This window comes from Pseudovibrio sp. JE062 (assembly GCF_000156235.1).
GTDB lineage: Bacteria > Pseudomonadota > Alphaproteobacteria > Rhizobiales > Stappiaceae > Pseudovibrio.
Map to the genome: position 1 here is coordinate 102,280 of NZ_DS996816.1, position 15,221 is coordinate 117,500.

Here is a 15,221-nt window from a genome sequence, read left to right on the forward strand (position 1 = left end):
ACACCCGTCTCCTTTAACACCTTGAAAAGACTGAGGTGTTCACTCAAACTCAAATATACTGAGCCAACTAATATTTTCGCGGCGAAATAATTCGAACCTATTTTCGGCAATCTGACGTTCTCCACCGGGTGTGTTCAAATCCTGAATTTCCTTTGCTTAAAGATCGATTCTGGAGCCCAGCTTGACGGTTCGCACTCGCACCTCCCACCAGTTTCGCAGCACCCCTTGCCCTACAGGTAGATGCAACTCTATTGTCGTGAAGCAAGATTAAACTGAAGCGACAGACTTTGGTTGATCAGGGAGGGGAACTGCATCATGGATTTTTGCCTACAGCTTTACAGCGCACGAAACTTCCAGCCTTGGAAAGAGGTCATTCAGGAAACCGCTCTCCTCGGATACACGCAGGTCGAAGGCTTCGAAGAGCTCTACCCCACACTGGAAGCCGCCCAGAAAATCCGCAAGTTGCTCGACCAATACGACCTGGACATGCCCTCCGGCCATTTTGATCTGAAGGATCTGGAAGAAAACCTCGACCAGTGCATCAAGATCGCAGTCCTCCTTGGCATGCACACCATCTTTGCCCCCTACCTCACGCCAGAAGACCGCCCCAAAACCAAGCACGAATGGACCGTCTTCGCTCACCGGCTGGAGCATCTTGCAGGCACGCTCAAGCACAAGGGCTTTCACTTCGGCTGGCATAACCACGATTTCGAGTTCCGCCCCCTCCCCGATGGCACCATCCCCATGGAGATCATCATCTCCGAAGCACCCTCTGTGGAATGGGAGATCGACGCCGCATGGATCATCAAGGCAGATCTTGACCCGCTGGATTGGATCGAAGCCCACGGCACCCGCATCACCGCCGTCCATATCAAAGACATCGCGCCAGAAGGCGAAGGCGTGGATGAAGATGGCTGGGCAGATGTAGGGTTTGGCACCGTTCCATGGGGCCACATCCTCGCTGCCCTGCAGGAAAAGAGCCGCACCAAAATCTACATTCTGGAGCACGACGACCCGAACAATTTTCTCCGCTTCGCTGACCGTTCCTTAACCTCACTTAAAATGCTTGAGGGCGTATAGGTAGTTTGCCATAGACACGCCTCTCCCATGCATTAAGGCAAGCCGATTGTCTCCACCAAGGAGACGGCATAAGGGAGAGGTAGGATGAACAGACGAGAGTTTCTCGGAGCATCTGCCCTAACAATTTCCAGCGCCTATTACATGGGCATCGTGGCTGGACCAGTCTTCGCAGAAAGCAAAGACAAAGCAAATTCCATCAAAAACGCAAAGGTCACGTACTTTGATGCCCGCCCCGGCGCGCGCTCCAGAGACGTTGGCTTCGATTCCGATGGCATGGTTTGGTACTGCGGACAGGCAGATGGCACGCTCACACGTCTTGATCCTGACACTGGAGAACTTCACCCGGTTTCACTGGGCGAAAAAGCAGCGCCACACGGCGTGGTACTTGGCCCGGACAACGCAATGTGGGTCACAGAAGGCGGACAGAACGCCATTGCCCGCGTAGATCCAGCAACCGACGCCGTCACCCTCATTCCACTACCAGCCGAGTTTGAGGACGCAAACCTCAACACCGGCGTGTTTGACCACGACGGCATCTACTGGTTCACCGGACAAAACGGCGTCTATGGCCGCGTTGATCCCGTAACGCAGGAAATTGAAGTCTGGCCTAGCCCACAAGGCCCCGGCCCTTATGGCATCACCGTCACCCCGCAGGGAGATGTCTGGTACGCGTCTCTCGCAGGCAGCCACATCGCCAACATCGACAGAGCCAACGGACGCGCCCGCATTGTGACGCCTCCCACAGAGGAACAAGGCGCCCGCCGTGTCTGGTCCAACTCAGAAGGCAAACTCTGGGTCAGTGAATGGCTCTCAGGGCAGGTTAGCGAGTATGACCCGCAAGCCGACACATGGCGCGAATGGCGCCTCCCTGGCAATGACCCACTGCCCTACTCTGTCTATGTTGACGAAAACGACAAGGTCTGGCTCACCGACTTTGATGCCGATGTCGTTGTCTACTTTGATCCAGACACAGAAGAGTTCACCAGCTTCCCAAGCAACAAAACCGATCCTGATGTCCGCCAACTGGCAGGACGCAAAGGTGAAGTTTGGGGCGGAGAGTCTGGAACTGACAGGATCGTGCGCATTCAGTTTGAAGAAACAGAAACAACGCCATCCTGATCCAATCACATCGGCAAAAGAGAAGGGCGCTCATCCGGGCGCCCTTTTTGTTTAGAAGGAAAATGCCATCTGATCTTTGTTGGCTTTTGTTCCATGAGGAATACCTTCATGATCCAACAGCCAGATCTTGGTATCTATACCACCACCAAAACCAACCAGAGCCCCATTCGAGCCAATCACGCGGTGGCAAGGAATAACAATCGGCAGCGGGTTTGCATTGTTCGCCAACCCAACGGCACGGCTCGCCCCCGGATTGCCCAGCGCTTTCGCCACATCGCCATAGCTGCGCGTCTCACCAAACGGGATCGCTGCAAGCTGTTCCCAGACACTCTTTTGAAACTCAGTGCCAATCAGCTTCCAATTGAGAGAAAACTCCTTGAGGTCGCCAGCAAAATACGCTGCCAACTGCGCAATCAGATCTGCGTAAGGCGTTGCATCTTCAATCCAGCCATCCTCAACGTACCGTCTGCGCGCACTTTCAGGAAAATGGATAAACTCCAGCCCACCGGCTTCCCCACCAATCAAAAGCTCCCCGACAGGGCTTTCATAAGTGCAATATGTGATTGGTTCTGCGTCAGTGGTCATGCTCATCCCCTCCTTCGGAAGCTCATGAAAAAACTCTCCGCCGCTAGCTGCAGCGGAGAGTTCTGTAAAGCTTATTGAAGGCATCAGAGCTTAGCAAGCTCACGCTCCTCATTCAGAGGCGTAAGTAACCTGTTTTTGAACGCCGAGACCTTCGATGCCCAGCTCCATCTTGTCGCCCGGCTTCAGGTAAGTCTCTGGCTTCTGGCCCATACCAACACCCGGAGGCGTACCGGTGGAGATCACATCACCCGGCTGCAGGCTCATGAACTGGGACAGATGCGAAATCACCTGCGCCACGCCAAACACCATGGTCTTGGTAGAACCATCCTGATAGCGGTTGCCGTTCACTTCCAGATACATGGAAAGGTTCTGTGGGTCTTCCACTTCATCACGGGTCACAAGCCATGGACCAATCGGACCAAAGGTGTCAGCAGACTTACCTTTTACCCACTGACCACTGCGATGCAGCTGAAAATCACGCTCAGACAGATCATTGACCACGCAATAGCCAGCTACGTGGTCCAGCGCCTCTTCCTCACTCACATACTTGGTGTGCTTACCGATCACCACACCAAGCTCCACTTCCCAGTCTGTCTTCACAGAACCACGTGGGATCTCGATGTTATCGTTCGGGCCACAAATGGCAGAGGTCGCTTTGAAGAACGTCACAGGCTCTTCCGGCACCTGCATGCCAGCTTCTGCGGCATGGTCAGAATAGTTCAGGCCGATGCAGATGAACTTGCCAACATGGCCAACACAAGCACCAATGCGTGGGTTCCCGTCCACCACTGGCAGGCTGTTCAGATCCAAAGCCGCAATCTTCGCAAGTCCCTCTGCGCTCAAGGTGTCACCGGCGATGTCCCCAACCACACCAGAAAGATCACGAATGTTGCCATCTGCATCCAGAACACCTGGCTTCTCGGCGTTCATCTCACCAAATCTAAGGAGCTTCATGTCCCTACCCTTCTTATTAAACCGCCCATCCGCCATCAATGGCGTGTGTCTGTCCGGTTGTAAATCCGCTTTCATCACTACCAAGGTACACAGCCAGCGCAGCGATTTCTTCTGGCTTGCCAATGCGTCCCATAGGCTGACGCGCAATAAAATCTTTCATGGCCTGCTCGTAGTTCCCGGTCGCCTTAAGGCGGTCATGCAGGGATGGACTATCAACCGTACCCGGACAAATGGCATTACAGCGAATGCCTTTGGTCACAAAGTCCGCCGCAATCGCCTTGGTCAGGCCAATCACCGCCGCTTTGGAGGAACAGTATACGAACCGGTTCGGCACGCCTTTCAGCGAAGAGGCCACGGACGACATGTTGATGATGGAACCGCCACCGTTTTCCAGCATATCTGGAATCGCCGCACGGCATAGACGGTACATCGCCTTCACATTCAAATTGAAAGAGAAGTCCCAGGCATCCTCATCACACTCCAGAATCGTTCCGTTGTGCACAAAGCCAGCACAGTTGAACAGGATGTCCAGCGGGCCGGTCTTCTTCAGGGTTTCCTGAACCTCATCCGCATTGGTCACATCCAGCTTCAAGCCGGTGACACCATCAATGGCATTCAACTCCGCAAGCGCAGCCTCGTTGATGTCAGTCGCAAAAACCTTTGCACCTTCAGCGGCATAGGCTTCCACCGTCGCACGGCCAATTCCCTGCCCTGCCGCAGTGATCAGGGCTGTCTTGCCAGTAAGTCGTCCCATGTGTCCTCCCCCGGACTGAATTTTTAAAAAATATAGGCTCGGCCGAACCAACCAGAAACGCGGATTATTAGAGAGGAAGCACTGCTTATCGTCAAAGCAAAAGGCAGGTGACCCCTTGGTCTTCTCCCAAAGACCGCAGAAATCCGTCAGTTCACCAAATCACATAATGGCATAACTTAAATATAAAAACTTCTTTCAAATGTAAATTAGAAATTGACAACCGCCGGTTTTGCATCAAACAATAAGCTCAAATCGAACAGAGCTGATTATGGCAGACACACAAGCAATAAAAGACAAAGCTGAGAAATACCGCGCGCCCGCCCTGGAGAAGGGACTGGATATTCTGGAGTTACTCTCCCAGTACGCATCCGGCCTGTCTCAGGCAGAAATCGCGAAAGCTCTCGACCGGTCTCCGAACGAGATCTACCGTATGCTCACCACACTGGTACGCCGCGAGTATGTTTCGCGCTCCATCGAGGGCGACCGCTTTCAGCTCAGCCTGAAAATGTATTCCATGTCGCATCGCCACCCACCGGTGACCCGCCTGCTGGAAGCAGCAGTGCCCATGATGCGCAAGACGGCCAAAGACGTTCACCAGTCCAGCCACATCGGCATGGAACATCAGGGAGAGATCGTCGTCGTCGCCAGCGTGGAAGCACCGGGCAACTGGAGTTTCGTGCTCAAAACCGGCTCGGTCATCGGCCTCTGGAACACAGGCACCGGACGGGCAATCGCTGCCTTCCAGAAGCCGGAGATCCGCGAACTCATGTACAACCAGCATGAACGCGCCCTTGGAGAACCGGAGATGAGCTACGACCAGTTCCGTGCCATTCTGGAGGAGGTGCAGCAGCAAGGCTTCGTACGCATGCCATCCGCCAGCACGGTCGGTGTTACCAATCTGGCCTTCCCAATTCTGGGACCAGACGGCCATGCGGTTGCGGCACTCAGCTGCCCGTTCATGGAGCGGATAGACGACTTTAAAGCACCAGGAATTGAAGAAGTTCAGGAGGCCTACGCTCAGGTCGCAAAGGACATAACCAACATTTACGGCACAGTAACAACCTAAGGAAATCGCTATGGGCTTGGGAGGGAAGCTGGCTCATCGACAATTGGGAGGAACAAATCTGCAGCTACCGACGTTGGGGATCGGCGGCGCAGCATTTGGCGGGCTGTTCGCAACAGCACCTCGCAAAGAGTCCATGAGCACATTGGATCGCGCCAAAGAGGTTGGTCTCACATACATTGACACCGCCCCTTACTACGGCTTTGGCCGCTCTGAACGCGTCATTGGAGATGCCGTGCGCAAGTACGACTACATCATCTCCACCAAGGTTGGCCGCCTGCTTAAACCCGGCATGGCGGACAATCCAGCCCAGTTCGGCTGGCCTGATCCGCTTCCCTTCCACCCGGTCTACGATTATTCGTATGACGGTATCATGCGCTCCTATGAGGCCAGCCTGCACCGCACTGGCCTTGACCGCCTCGACATCCTTCTGGTTCATGACATCGGCACCGCCACCCATGGCCCGGAAGAAAACCTGCGCCATATGAAAGACCTGAAAGGCGGCATCAGAGCCCTTCAGGAACTCAAGAGCTCCGGCGCGATCTCAGCCATGGGCCTTGGCGTCAACGAGACCGCCATCTGCATGGAGCTGATGCAGCAAGCCCATTGGGATGCTTTCCTGCTCGCAGGGCGTTACACCCTGCTGGAACAAGCCCCTCTGCAAGACCTGCTACCAGCCTGCCTTGAAGCAAAAACCTCCATCATTCTGGGTGGCCCCTTCAACTCTGGCATCCTCGTAGGCGGCAACACCTGGAACTATGAAAGCGCTCCCCCTGAAATACTGACACATGTGAATGCGCTGAAAGAGTGCTGTCAGGAGTTCTCCGTTGATCTTGCTGCTGCGGCCCTGCACTTCCCACTCGCACACCCAGCAGTCGCCAGCGTCATTCCCGGAATGCGCAATCGCAGCGAGCTGGAAGGCATCCTCAAATGGATCGCAGCTGACATCCCCGATGCCTTTTGGGCGCGACTAAAAGAAAGAGAATTACTCCCGGCAGACGCCCCTGTCCCTTCTGGCAATCTTTTCTTCGAACAAGAGGTGAAGCATGCTTAGGATTGATGCCCACCACCATTTCTGGAAGCTTTCCCGCGGCGACTACAGCTGGCTGACACCAGACCTGAACGTCCTTTATCGCGACTTCCTCGTCAGCGACATCCAGCCCCTGCTCACGCAAGCCAAGATGGACGGAACCATTCTCGTTCAGGCCGCTGACACCGTTGAAGAAACCCACTTCATGCTGGAACTGGCCGCACAGCACGACTGGATCCTCGGCGTTGTCGGCTGGGTGGATATGGAGGCAGCGAACGCCCCTGAGATCATTCGGGAGCTCTCACAAAACCCAAAGCTAGTCGGCATTCGTCCGATGATACAAGACATTGAAGACGATGAGTGGATGCTGCAGGACAACCTGCGCCCCGCCATTCAGGCCCTCATCGACAACAATCTGACACTCGACCTGCTGGTCCAGCCTAGGCATCTGCCACACCTCAAAACTTTCCTCAGCCGCTATCCAGATCTGCGCGCAGTCATCGACCATGGCGCAAAACCGGATATCCGCAACAAGGCCATCGAGACGTGGTCCCAACACGTCGGCGACATCGCACGCACCTCCAACGTCTGCTGTAAACTCTCCGGCCTCCTCACAGAAGCCTCCGAAAACGCAGAGATCGAAGATATCGCGCCCTACGCTTTTCACATCCTGAAATGCTTTGGGCCTGAGCGCGTGATGTTCGGCAGCGACTGGCCGGTTCTTCTCCTCGCGAATACCTATCAAAACTGGGTGGACATGGTGGAACAGCTCACCGCTGACCTGCCTCAGGCAGATTGGGAGGCCATCTTTGGTGGCACCGCTGCAAAGTTCTACCTCACCAAAACAATGGAAACTCTCTGAAATGTCGGCACCCATTCCAGCCAGCGTCAAACTCCAGCCAGCTGACAACGTCATCATCGCCACAAGAGCGCTACAGCCGGGCGATCAGGCAGGCGACCTTCAGGTCCGCGATAACATCCCGGCAGGCCACAAAATCGCTGAGCGTGACATCAAGCAAGGCGAAGCACTCATCAAGTTCGGCCAGACAATCGGCTTCGCCATAACCGACATTCAGGCAGGCTCCCACGTGCATTCGCACAACATGGAGTTCTCCGATCCCGGCGTGCACCACAGCTTCTGCAAGGACTACAAGCCAACGCAATACGTAGAGCATCCGGAAGAACGCACCTTCCTTGGCTATCACCGCGAAGACGGCAGCGTCGGCACCCGCAACTACATCGCCGTCCTCACCAGCGTAAACTGCTCTGCCACAGCAGCTCACCGCATCGCCGATGCTTTCAGTGACGAAGACCTGCTCCAGTTTGAGAACGTTGACGGCGTTGCCTCCTTCGCCCACGGCACAGGCTGCGGCATGGCAGGCGACAACGAAGGCTTCGCAAACCTGCAACGCGTCCTCTGGGGTTACGCCAGAAACCCGAATGTCGGCGGCGTTCTGCTGGTAGGCCTGGGCTGCGAAGTCAACCAGATCGACTTTCTTTTGGATGCCTACGGCCTCAAGCAATCACCAACCTTCCAGTTCATGAACATTCAGGGCATGGGCGGGCTGCGCAAAACCATCGAAGCAGGCATTGAGAAGGTCAAAGCCATGCTGCCGGAGGTCAACAAAGCCACCCGTCATCCAGCACCGGTTTCCAAGTTGATGGTCGGCCTGCAATGCGGCGGCTCCGATGGCTGGTCCGGCGTCACGGCCAACCCGGCCCTTGGCTACGCGACGGATCTGCTCGTCAAATACGGCGGCACTTCCGTCCTCTCTGAAACCTCAGAGATCTACGGTGCAGAACATCTGCTCACCAGCCGCGCCGCCAACCAGAAGATTGCCGAAAAGCTCGTTGAACGGGTCCGTTGGTGGGAGGACTACACCGCCCGCAACAACGGCACCATGGACAACAACCCCTCACCGGGCAACAAACGCGGCGGCCTGACAACCATCCTCGAAAAATCCCTCGGCGCAGTCGCCAAAGGCGGCACGACAGCGCTGCAAGGCGTCTACAAATACGGTGAACCTATCGAGACCAACGGCTTCGTCTTTATGGACAGCCCCGGCTATGACCCTGCTTCTGTCACCGGCCAGATCGCCAGTGGTTGCAACCTGATCGTCTTCACCACGGGTCGCGGCTCCGCCTTTGGCAGCAAGCCATCGCCAACGATCAAAGTCGCCAGTAACACACCTCTCTTCGAGCATATGCCTGAGGATATGGACTTCAACGCAGGCTCCATCATCTCCGAAGGAAGATCCGTCGAAGAGGTTGGTACAGAACTGTTTGAGCTGATGATCAAAGTCGCGTCTGGCGAACACAGCAAATCAGAAGCTCAGGGCCTGGGCGACTACGAGTTCGTGCCTTGGCAAATTGGCGCGGTGATGTAGCCAGCCAGCTACCGGCGAAACCTCGCCCTGTACTCGCGCGGTGTCATGCCTTTCACCGCGCGAAACTGGCGATTAAAGTTGGCCAGCGCCGAATACCCAACATTATGAGCAATGAGCGACACAGGGGCATCGCCGCCAGAAAGCTGCGCGCACGCATCCCCAATCCGAATACGTTTCAGATACTCAGAGACCGTCTGCCCGGTATGGCGTTGAAACAGCCGGTGCACACCTGAAACACTGAGCGCCGCAGTTTCTGCCAGTTCTTCCAAAGGCAACACCCGTGAATACTCGGAATGAATAAGCGTCAGCACTCGGTCAATCCGCTCATTCCCACCATCCGCGCTGGAAAGCACCACCGGATCATGCGCAAGCTGCATCGCATACTCATCCTCAGAAAGCTCCGCCAGCACCCGCAAGATGGTGAACAAGCGCTCCAACGGATCTTCCTTAAAGAATCTCCTGATCTTCGGCACCACTCGATGCCTTGCATCATCGCTGAAACTCAAACCCGCCAAGGCCCGCTGAAACAGCTTCTTCACGCCGGAGAGCTCTGACATCTCATTGGTGATCCGCTCAATCCACTCTGGCTCAAACCAGATCACCAGTGCCTGATGGGGCTCCTCATCATCAGGCTGCTGTTGGACGCCCAAGTATGCGGAAGATTGGGCCCAAGCAGCACAAGGTCTGCATGCCCATAATCGCCCACATGATCCCCCACATAGCGTTGGCCTTCCGAGTTCAATGTCAGCGTCAGCTCATATTCAGGATGATGATGCCAGGAGAACGGAATGCCATCATGAAGACGCCGGTTCATCACCTTGAATGAACCGTCTTCAGACTCTGGCACTTTCTCCAGATATGATCGCATTTCACCCTCTGAACCAGTAAGACGCCAGAATAGTATCAGTATCAGCTAGTTTAGAACAACTCTCACATACCAAAGTGAATAAACTTACAAGCCATTGAAGGATCTGGGAGGACCACATGGACGCTGAACTGCTTGCAGACAATCACTGGGGCTCAACTGCAACCGACACCCAGTTGAAAGACATCAAGAAAACCCTGCCCTTACGCGTACTGTCAGAAGAAGACTGGCAACACTGGATCACCCGCGGCTATGTCATCGTGCGTCAGGCCGTGCCGCAGGAAAACGTAAAGCGCCTGGTAGATCTGCTTTGGGAGTTTGATGAGAAAGATCCTAAGGATCCCTCCACCTGGTACACCCCACAACGCCGCGCCCACAAAATGCTGGAGCTTAACAACGCGGGCATGCTGGAGATTTATAACCACCAGTACCTGTGGGACAACCGCATGCAGCAACGCATCTACGATGCCTTCGTAGATATCTGGGACCGCGAAGATCTTTGGGTCAGCATCGACCGCGCCAATCTCAATCCCCCCAAGAAAGACCGAGACGGAAAACCCGGCTTCATTCATTGGGATGTCGACACCTCCTTGCGCCCGCTGCCCATCAGCGTGCAAGGCGTCCTCTCACTGGTGAAGCAGGATGAAGAAACCGGTGGCTTCCAATGCATCCCCAAACTCTTCGAAGACTTTGAGGAGTGGGTTAAGACCCAACCAGAAGATCGCAATCCAAAACATCCGGATTACACAGGCTTTGAAATTGAAAAAATTGAGATGGAACCGGGCGATTTGATGATCTTCAATGCGCTCCTCGCCCACGGCATCCGTCCCAACAACTCCAAAGACAAGGTACGCATCGCCCAATACATCTCCATGTTCCCGTCAGAACAGAGCAATGAAGATCTGAGGCAGGAGCGCATCCATCAGTGGCGCAATATGGTACCGCCGCAAAGAGCATCCTTCCCCGGCGACCCACGCGAATGGGAAAAGAAAAACGCCCAAACCGCTGAACTGACCAATCTCGGCAAAAAGCTTCTGGGGCTGGACCTCTGGTAAAACGAAAAAGAGCGCTTCCTCATTATGGGGAAACGCTCTTGCACCGGTACACATTGCTCTATGCGTAACTGACGACCTCAAACTCAATGCCGTCATCGTCGTCGAAGTAGAAGCGGCGACCAGGCTCGTAATCTGCGTGGTTCCGGGTCTTATACCCGCCTGCCAGCACCTTCTTCTCAACCGCATCCAGATCATCAACGACCACGCCAACGTGGTTCAGACTACCATGAGTGACGTAATTGTCTTCCTTGGTCGCATTGGTGTTTCCGAGAGAATAAACGGCGATGTAACTGTCATCTGTTCCAACATGAACAGTGGTTCCACCCGCCCGAGCAGCACCCTGCCAACGCACATGCCAACCAAACCAATCTGAAAGACGGCCTGCGGTCGCAATTGGGTCAGAAACGGTGATGTTTACGTGCTCTAAAAAACTCTTTGTCATCGCAATAGCCTTTCTTTTGACTTCTGATGACACCCTGTTTAGGACTTCAAGTTAAGTTTAAGTCAAGCACTATTTTTGAGAAATTTATGAAGCACTCAGATGTCATGACAATCGGTGAACTCGCCGAAAGATCCGGCCTCACCACATCGGCTATCCGCTTTTACGAAACCAAGGGAATAGTCACAGCCAGCCGCAATGCAGGCGGCCAACGCCGCTTCATGCGCGCCGACATCCGCCGCTTGTCTTTCGCTCTCATCGCACAAGAATTTGGCTTCACAATCAAAGAAATTTCAGAGCAACTGGGAACCTTGCCACCGGGCCGCGCACCCAACAAAGTAGAATGGAAACGCCTGAGCCAACAGTTCAAGGTGCACTTGGATGAGCGTATCACCCGCATGGAACGCTTAAGATCCCAGCTGGAAGGCTGCATGGGCTGTGGCTGTCTCTCCCTCGACAAATGCGAGCTCTACAACGCCGGCGACGCTGCCGCCAGCTACGGCCGCGGTCCCCGCTTCATCTACGGTGACAAATCTTTCAGGCAGCAAGCAGAACCAGCTGAATGACAAGGACGCATTCGTCCTTGTCATCATCAACCACACCGGTTGAAATGCGGGCAAAGTTGGAGGACTAAGGCTTTCATGAGCCCGCCCGCGAAAAAACCTTAGTTCTGCACCAGAACCACTTGGCCACTTCCTGAGCTGCTAAGAACATCGCGGTAATGCTCCGCAACCTTGGCAGCAGGCACACAATGCGTGCTATCCATTCCAAACTTCTCGGCAGATTCTTTCACGAGCGAGAGGCTCAATGAGTTGATGCGCTTATCATCAGCCAGCTCCAGCGCCACAGTTCGCACAAACGCATCAACACCAGCCGTTGCAATCGCAATTGCAGCAGTATTCGGCATCGGATGTTGGGCGACAGCACCGGAGGTTAGAGTAATGGAGCCACCCTTATTGAGGTACTTGTGACCAACACGGGTCAAGTTCACCTGCCCCATGACTTTACTCTGCAAAGCCCGCTCATAGGCATGGTCCCCTTCCTCATCAAAGCCACCAAACACGCCATCACCAGCAACACTGATGATCGCATCTACGGCGCCAATCTTTTCAAAAAGCGCCTCAAGAGAAGCTTTGTCTTCAATATCAGCCTGCATATCACCACTGGACCTGCCAACAGTGATCACCTCATGCTCCTGCCCCAACAGTTTCGCAACTTCACTTCCAACAAGGCCAGTGCCACCTACAACAACAGTTTTCATCTCAAACTCCTAATCAGTCTGTGTTTCTTGAAAACTGATGTACGCCCCAACTCATTCAGAAAAAAGCATAGCTTTCTGACCAACTCCGTCACATTATTAGACTATGACGAATTTAGATCATCTCAATGTCATCAGCACGATCTGTGAAGTCGGAAGCTTCCAACTCGCAAGCGAAAAGCTGAACAAGGCACGCTCCGCGGTTTCTTATTCAGTGAAGCAGGTCGAAGAGTTCTACCAACTCCAGATCTTCGATCGCTCCAAGTACCGCCCAGAGCTCACGCCTGAAGGAAAAACTCTACTGGTTCAGATCAGAAGACTTCTGGAGCAAGCCAAAGCCTTCGAAGATTCAGTAAAAGACCTGAAGGGAGAAAACGAGCCTGAGATCCGCTTGGCAGTTAGCAGCATCTTTCCAGTCACTTGGATCACGGACCTCCTAAAGTCACTCCGTACCAAGTTCCCTCAGACAACGATCCACTTGGATGTAGAAGTAGCCTCCGGAGAGCGCATGCTCCTGTCTGAATCTGTCGACATGGCCATCTTCGCCGCCCCAACTCGCAATGCATCGTTGGATTACAAGCCCATCACCAATAAGGATGTACCCCTTGTCATCTCTGATGTTTTGATTGGAGAGGCTGCCCCACATTCTCTCACGCGTGCTAGTTTGGCTGAGCATCCTCAGATCGTGGTAAAGTCCTCTGATGCTCAATCACCCGACACAGGCCTGCTTGCGGATGCACCAAAGTGGTATGTGACGGACCTGCAGGCCAAGAAAGATCTGATTACCTCTGGACTGGGCTGGGGCCGTCTTCCCCATCATATGATCGCTCAGGAGCTTTCTGAGGGCGTTCTGAAGACCCTGCCAACTCTTGGCGAGATCAGCCTGCCAATCTGCCTTGCCAAGCGCGGCAACCACCATTCGGGTCCGGTGGCCTCACATATCTGGAAGTACTTTGATGGAGAGCAGAATTTCCCGGCCTAGGCGGGTTAGTTGCTAGTTTCTGTTTCAAAATCCGGACAACAAAAAACCCGCCATCTTTGCGATAGCGGGTTTGATATTTTGGTTGCGGGGGCAGGATTTGAACCTGCGACCTTCAGGTTATGAGCCTGACGAGCTACCGGGCTGCTCCACCCCGCGGTAATAAGGTATGTTCTGTGTATTTTGTCGAGATTTTTGTGTGTCTTATTCATGCCCGGCGGCGCCCTACTCTCCCGCGTCTTAAGACGAAGTACCATTGGCGCAGGGGCGTTTCACTTCCGAGTTCGGGATGGGATCGGGTGGGGGCGCCCCGCCATAGCCACCGGGCAGGAATAAGTCACATTATGAACTGGTCTGTTTTGTTTAGTTGAAGCTTTGTTTTTGGATTTAAGCTTTATGATTATAGCTTAATGGGAGTGATCAAGATCGATCGAGCTATTAGTAAGGCTCAGCTTCGGATGTTACCACCCTTCCACATGCCTCCTATCGACGTGGTGGTCTTCCACGGCTCTCAAGGGATATCTTGTTTTGAGGTTGGTTTCCCGCTTAGATGCCTTCAGCGGTTATCCATTCCGTACATAGCTACCCTGCAATGCGGCTGGCGCCACAACAGGTCCACCAGAGGTACGTCCATCCCGGTCCTCTCGTACTAGGGACAGATCCTCTCAAATTTCCTACACCCACGGCAGATAGGGACCGAACTGTCTCGCGACGTTCTGAACCCAGCTCACGTACCGCTTTAATTGGCGAACAGCCAAACCCTTGGGACCTGCTCCAGCCCCAGGATGCGATGAGCCGACATCGAGGTGCCAAACAATGCCGTCGATATGGACTCTTGGGCATCATCAGCCTGTTATCCCCGGCGTACCTTTTATCCGTTGAGCGATGGCCCTTCCACGAGGGACCACCGGATCACTATGACCGACTTTCGTCTCTGCTCGACTTGTCAGTCTCGCAGTCAGGCAGGCTTATGCCATTGCACTCAACGAGCGATTTCCGACCGCTCTGAGCCTACCTTCGCGCGCCTCCGTTACCATTTGGGAGGCGACCGCCCCAGTCAAACTACCCGCCACACACGGTCCCGGATATTGTAGTACCGCGGTTAGATATCCATGAGGACAAGGGTGGTATTTCAAGGATGGCTCCACCCGAGCTGGCGCCCGGGGTTCAACGCCTACCACCTATCCTACACATGTCATCACGAATACCAGTGTGAAGCTGTAGTAAAGGTGCACGGGGTCTTTCCGTCTGACCGCAGGAACCCCGCATCTTCACGGGGAATTCAATTTCACTGAGTCTGTGCTGGAGACAGCGGGGAAGTCGTTACGCCATTCGTGCAGGTCGGAACTTACCCGACAAGGAATTTCGCTACCTTAGGACCGTTATAGTTACGGCCGCCGTTTACTGGGGCTTCAATTCGGTGCTTGCACACCTCCTCTTAACCTTCCAGCACCGGGCAGGCGTCAGACCCTATACGTCGCCTTGCGGCTTCGCAGAGCCCTGTGTTTTTGATAAACAGTCGCAACCCCCTATTCTGTGCCCCCGATACAAAGTTGCCTTCGTACCGGGCTCCCTTCTCGCGAACTTACGGGAGCAATTTGCCGAGTTCCTTCAGCACAGTTCTCTCAAGCGCCTTGGTATACTCTACCTGTC

At 54.3% G+C, this 15,221-nt stretch carries 16 protein-coding genes, 1 tRNA gene and 2 rRNA genes (1 of these 19 running past the window's edge); 9 read left to right on the plus strand and 10 right to left on the minus strand.

Annotation, left to right across the window (positions count from 1 at the left end):
• Positions 1 to 315 precede the first annotated feature (315 nt).
• A complete protein-coding gene (locus PJE062_RS23770; protein WP_008552662.1) occupies positions 316 to 1,080 on the plus strand; it encodes a sugar phosphate isomerase/epimerase in 765 nt (254 codons plus the stop codon).
• An 84-nt stretch (positions 1,081 to 1,164) separates the two neighbouring features.
• A complete protein-coding gene (locus tag PJE062_RS23775; RefSeq protein ID WP_008552625.1) occupies positions 1,165 to 2,199 on the plus strand; it encodes a membrane protein in 1,035 nt (344 codons plus the stop codon).
• A gap of 51 nt (positions 2,200 to 2,250) precedes the next feature.
• Here the strand turns inward: PJE062_RS23775 and PJE062_RS23780 are convergent, their stop codons facing one another.
• The 3 genes from PJE062_RS23780 to PJE062_RS23790 form a co-directional block, all read right to left on the minus strand.
• Complete coding sequence (locus PJE062_RS23780; protein ID WP_008552549.1) at positions 2,251 to 2,784, minus strand: methylated-DNA--[protein]-cysteine S-methyltransferase; 534 nt, start codon at positions 2,782 to 2,784, stop codon at positions 2,251 to 2,253.
• A gap of 108 nt (positions 2,785 to 2,892) precedes the next feature.
• Positions 2,893 to 3,738 (minus strand): fumarylacetoacetate hydrolase family protein, encoded by an 846-nt coding sequence (locus PJE062_RS23785; protein ID WP_008552551.1) that lies wholly within the window; start codon positions 3,736 to 3,738, stop codon positions 2,893 to 2,895.
• A gap of 16 nt (positions 3,739 to 3,754) precedes the next feature.
• Positions 3,755 to 4,492 carry an SDR family oxidoreductase gene (locus tag PJE062_RS23790; protein ID WP_008552538.1) on the minus strand — a complete coding sequence of 246 codons (738 nt, stop codon included), beginning with the start codon at positions 4,490 to 4,492 and terminating at the stop codon, positions 3,755 to 3,757.
• A 268-nt stretch (positions 4,493 to 4,760) separates the two neighbouring features.
• Here PJE062_RS23790 and PJE062_RS23795 point away from each other — a divergent pair, with 268 nt between their 5' ends.
• The 4 genes from PJE062_RS23795 to PJE062_RS23810 are packed head-to-tail and all read left to right on the plus strand — an operon-like array spanning position 4,761 to position 8,972.
• Positions 4,761 to 5,558 (plus strand): IclR family transcriptional regulator, encoded by a 798-nt coding sequence (locus tag PJE062_RS23795; protein ID WP_008552630.1) that lies wholly within the window; start codon positions 4,761 to 4,763, stop codon positions 5,556 to 5,558.
• A gap of 10 nt (positions 5,559 to 5,568) precedes the next feature.
• A complete protein-coding gene (locus PJE062_RS23800) occupies positions 5,569 to 6,609 on the plus strand; it encodes an aldo/keto reductase (RefSeq protein WP_008552597.1) in 1,041 nt (346 codons plus the stop codon).
• Positions 6,602 to 7,447 carry an amidohydrolase gene (locus PJE062_RS23805; protein WP_008552527.1) on the plus strand — a complete coding sequence of 282 codons (846 nt, stop codon included), beginning with the start codon at positions 6,602 to 6,604 and terminating at the stop codon, positions 7,445 to 7,447. The genes PJE062_RS23800 and PJE062_RS23805 overlap by 8 nt, the downstream gene beginning before the upstream one ends.
• Position 7,448: 1 nt before the next feature.
• On the plus strand, positions 7,449 to 8,972 hold the full coding sequence (locus PJE062_RS23810) for a UxaA family hydrolase (RefSeq protein ID WP_008552513.1): 1,524 nt from the start codon (positions 7,449 to 7,451) through the stop codon (positions 8,970 to 8,972).
• 8 nt (positions 8,973 to 8,980) lie between these two features.
• Here PJE062_RS23810 and PJE062_RS23815 read toward each other — a convergent pair whose 3' ends face one another.
• Both PJE062_RS23815 and PJE062_RS27115 read right to left on the minus strand, forming a co-directional pair.
• Complete coding sequence (locus PJE062_RS23815) at positions 8,981 to 9,574, minus strand: helix-turn-helix domain-containing protein (RefSeq protein ID WP_008552664.1); 594 nt, start codon at positions 9,572 to 9,574, stop codon at positions 8,981 to 8,983.
• Positions 9,571 to 9,840 (minus strand): hypothetical protein, encoded by a 270-nt coding sequence (locus PJE062_RS27115; RefSeq protein WP_008552546.1) that lies wholly within the window; start codon positions 9,838 to 9,840, stop codon positions 9,571 to 9,573. Before PJE062_RS27115 ends, PJE062_RS23815 begins: the two co-directional genes overlap by 4 nt.
• A 116-nt stretch (positions 9,841 to 9,956) precedes the next feature.
• Between PJE062_RS27115 and PJE062_RS23820 the strand changes: the two genes are divergently transcribed.
• A complete protein-coding gene (locus PJE062_RS23820; protein ID WP_008552518.1) occupies positions 9,957 to 10,892 on the plus strand; it encodes a phytanoyl-CoA dioxygenase family protein in 936 nt (311 codons plus the stop codon).
• Between the two features lie 58 nt (positions 10,893 to 10,950).
• On the opposite strand, the gene PJE062_RS23825 is transcribed toward PJE062_RS23820, so the two are convergent.
• On the minus strand, positions 10,951 to 11,334 hold the full coding sequence (locus PJE062_RS23825; RefSeq protein ID WP_008552511.1) for a VOC family protein: 384 nt from the start codon (positions 11,332 to 11,334) through the stop codon (positions 10,951 to 10,953).
• Between the two features lie 86 nt (positions 11,335 to 11,420).
• Here PJE062_RS23825 and soxR point away from each other — a divergent pair, with 86 nt between their 5' ends.
• The gene (gene soxR, locus PJE062_RS23830) at positions 11,421 to 11,897 is read left to right on the plus strand and encodes a redox-sensitive transcriptional activator SoxR (RefSeq protein ID WP_008552659.1); all 477 of its coding nucleotides are present in this window, start codon (positions 11,421 to 11,423) and stop codon (positions 11,895 to 11,897) included.
• 98 nt (positions 11,898 to 11,995) lie between these two features.
• Here the strand turns inward: soxR and PJE062_RS23835 are convergent, their stop codons facing one another.
• Complete coding sequence (locus PJE062_RS23835) at positions 11,996 to 12,592, minus strand: short chain dehydrogenase (RefSeq protein WP_008552635.1); 597 nt, start codon at positions 12,590 to 12,592, stop codon at positions 11,996 to 11,998.
• Between the two features lie 103 nt (positions 12,593 to 12,695).
• Between PJE062_RS23835 and PJE062_RS23840 the strand changes: the two genes are divergently transcribed.
• The gene (locus tag PJE062_RS23840) at positions 12,696 to 13,571 is read left to right on the plus strand and encodes a LysR family transcriptional regulator (protein WP_008552614.1); all 876 of its coding nucleotides are present in this window, start codon (positions 12,696 to 12,698) and stop codon (positions 13,569 to 13,571) included.
• A 79-nt stretch (positions 13,572 to 13,650) separates the two neighbouring features.
• Here PJE062_RS23840 and PJE062_RS23845 read toward each other — a convergent pair.
• The 3 genes from PJE062_RS23845 to PJE062_RS23855 form a co-directional block, all read right to left on the minus strand.
• Positions 13,651 to 13,727 (minus strand) — tRNA-Met (locus PJE062_RS23845).
• Positions 13,728 to 13,780: 53 nt separating this feature from the next.
• Positions 13,781 to 13,895 (minus strand): 5S ribosomal RNA (rrf, locus tag PJE062_RS23850).
• Positions 13,896 to 13,984: 89 nt separating this feature from the next.
• Positions 13,985 to 15,221: ribosomal RNA gene (locus PJE062_RS23855) — 23S ribosomal RNA — on the minus strand; it runs 1,488 nt beyond the window's last position.

Coding starts and splice junctions, on each gene's coding strand:
- PJE062_RS23795 (WP_008552630.1), top strand. CDS start 4,761: ATGGCAGACACACAAGCAATAAAAGACAAAGCTGAGAAATACCGCGCG.
- PJE062_RS23800 (WP_008552597.1), top strand. CDS start 5,569: ATGGGCTTGGGAGGGAAGCTGGCTCATCGACAATTGGGAGGAACAAAT.
- PJE062_RS23790 (WP_008552538.1), bottom strand. CDS start 4,492: ATGGGACGACTTACTGGCAAGACAGCCCTGATCACTGCGGCAGGGCAG.
- PJE062_RS23840 (WP_008552614.1), top strand. CDS start 12,696: ATGACGAATTTAGATCATCTCAATGTCATCAGCACGATCTGTGAAGTC.
- PJE062_RS23820 (WP_008552518.1), top strand. CDS start 9,957: ATGGACGCTGAACTGCTTGCAGACAATCACTGGGGCTCAACTGCAACC.
- PJE062_RS23775 (WP_008552625.1), top strand. CDS start 1,165: ATGAACAGACGAGAGTTTCTCGGAGCATCTGCCCTAACAATTTCCAGC.
- PJE062_RS23780 (WP_008552549.1), bottom strand. CDS start 2,784: ATGACCACTGACGCAGAACCAATCACATATTGCACTTATGAAAGCCCT.
- PJE062_RS23835 (WP_008552635.1), bottom strand. CDS start 12,592: ATGAAAACTGTTGTTGTAGGTGGCACTGGCCTTGTTGGAAGTGAAGTT.
- PJE062_RS23805 (WP_008552527.1), top strand. CDS start 6,602: ATGCTTAGGATTGATGCCCACCACCATTTCTGGAAGCTTTCCCGCGGC.
- PJE062_RS27115 (WP_008552546.1), bottom strand. CDS start 9,840: ATGCGATCATATCTGGAGAAAGTGCCAGAGTCTGAAGACGGTTCATTC.
- PJE062_RS23770 (WP_008552662.1), top strand. CDS start 316: ATGGATTTTTGCCTACAGCTTTACAGCGCACGAAACTTCCAGCCTTGG.
- PJE062_RS23785 (WP_008552551.1), bottom strand. CDS start 3,738: ATGAAGCTCCTTAGATTTGGTGAGATGAACGCCGAGAAGCCAGGTGTT.
- soxR (WP_008552659.1), top strand. CDS start 11,421: ATGAAGCACTCAGATGTCATGACAATCGGTGAACTCGCCGAAAGATCC.
- PJE062_RS23825 (WP_008552511.1), bottom strand. CDS start 11,334: ATGACAAAGAGTTTTTTAGAGCACGTAAACATCACCGTTTCTGACCCA.
- PJE062_RS23810 (WP_008552513.1), top strand. CDS start 7,449: ATGTCGGCACCCATTCCAGCCAGCGTCAAACTCCAGCCAGCTGACAAC.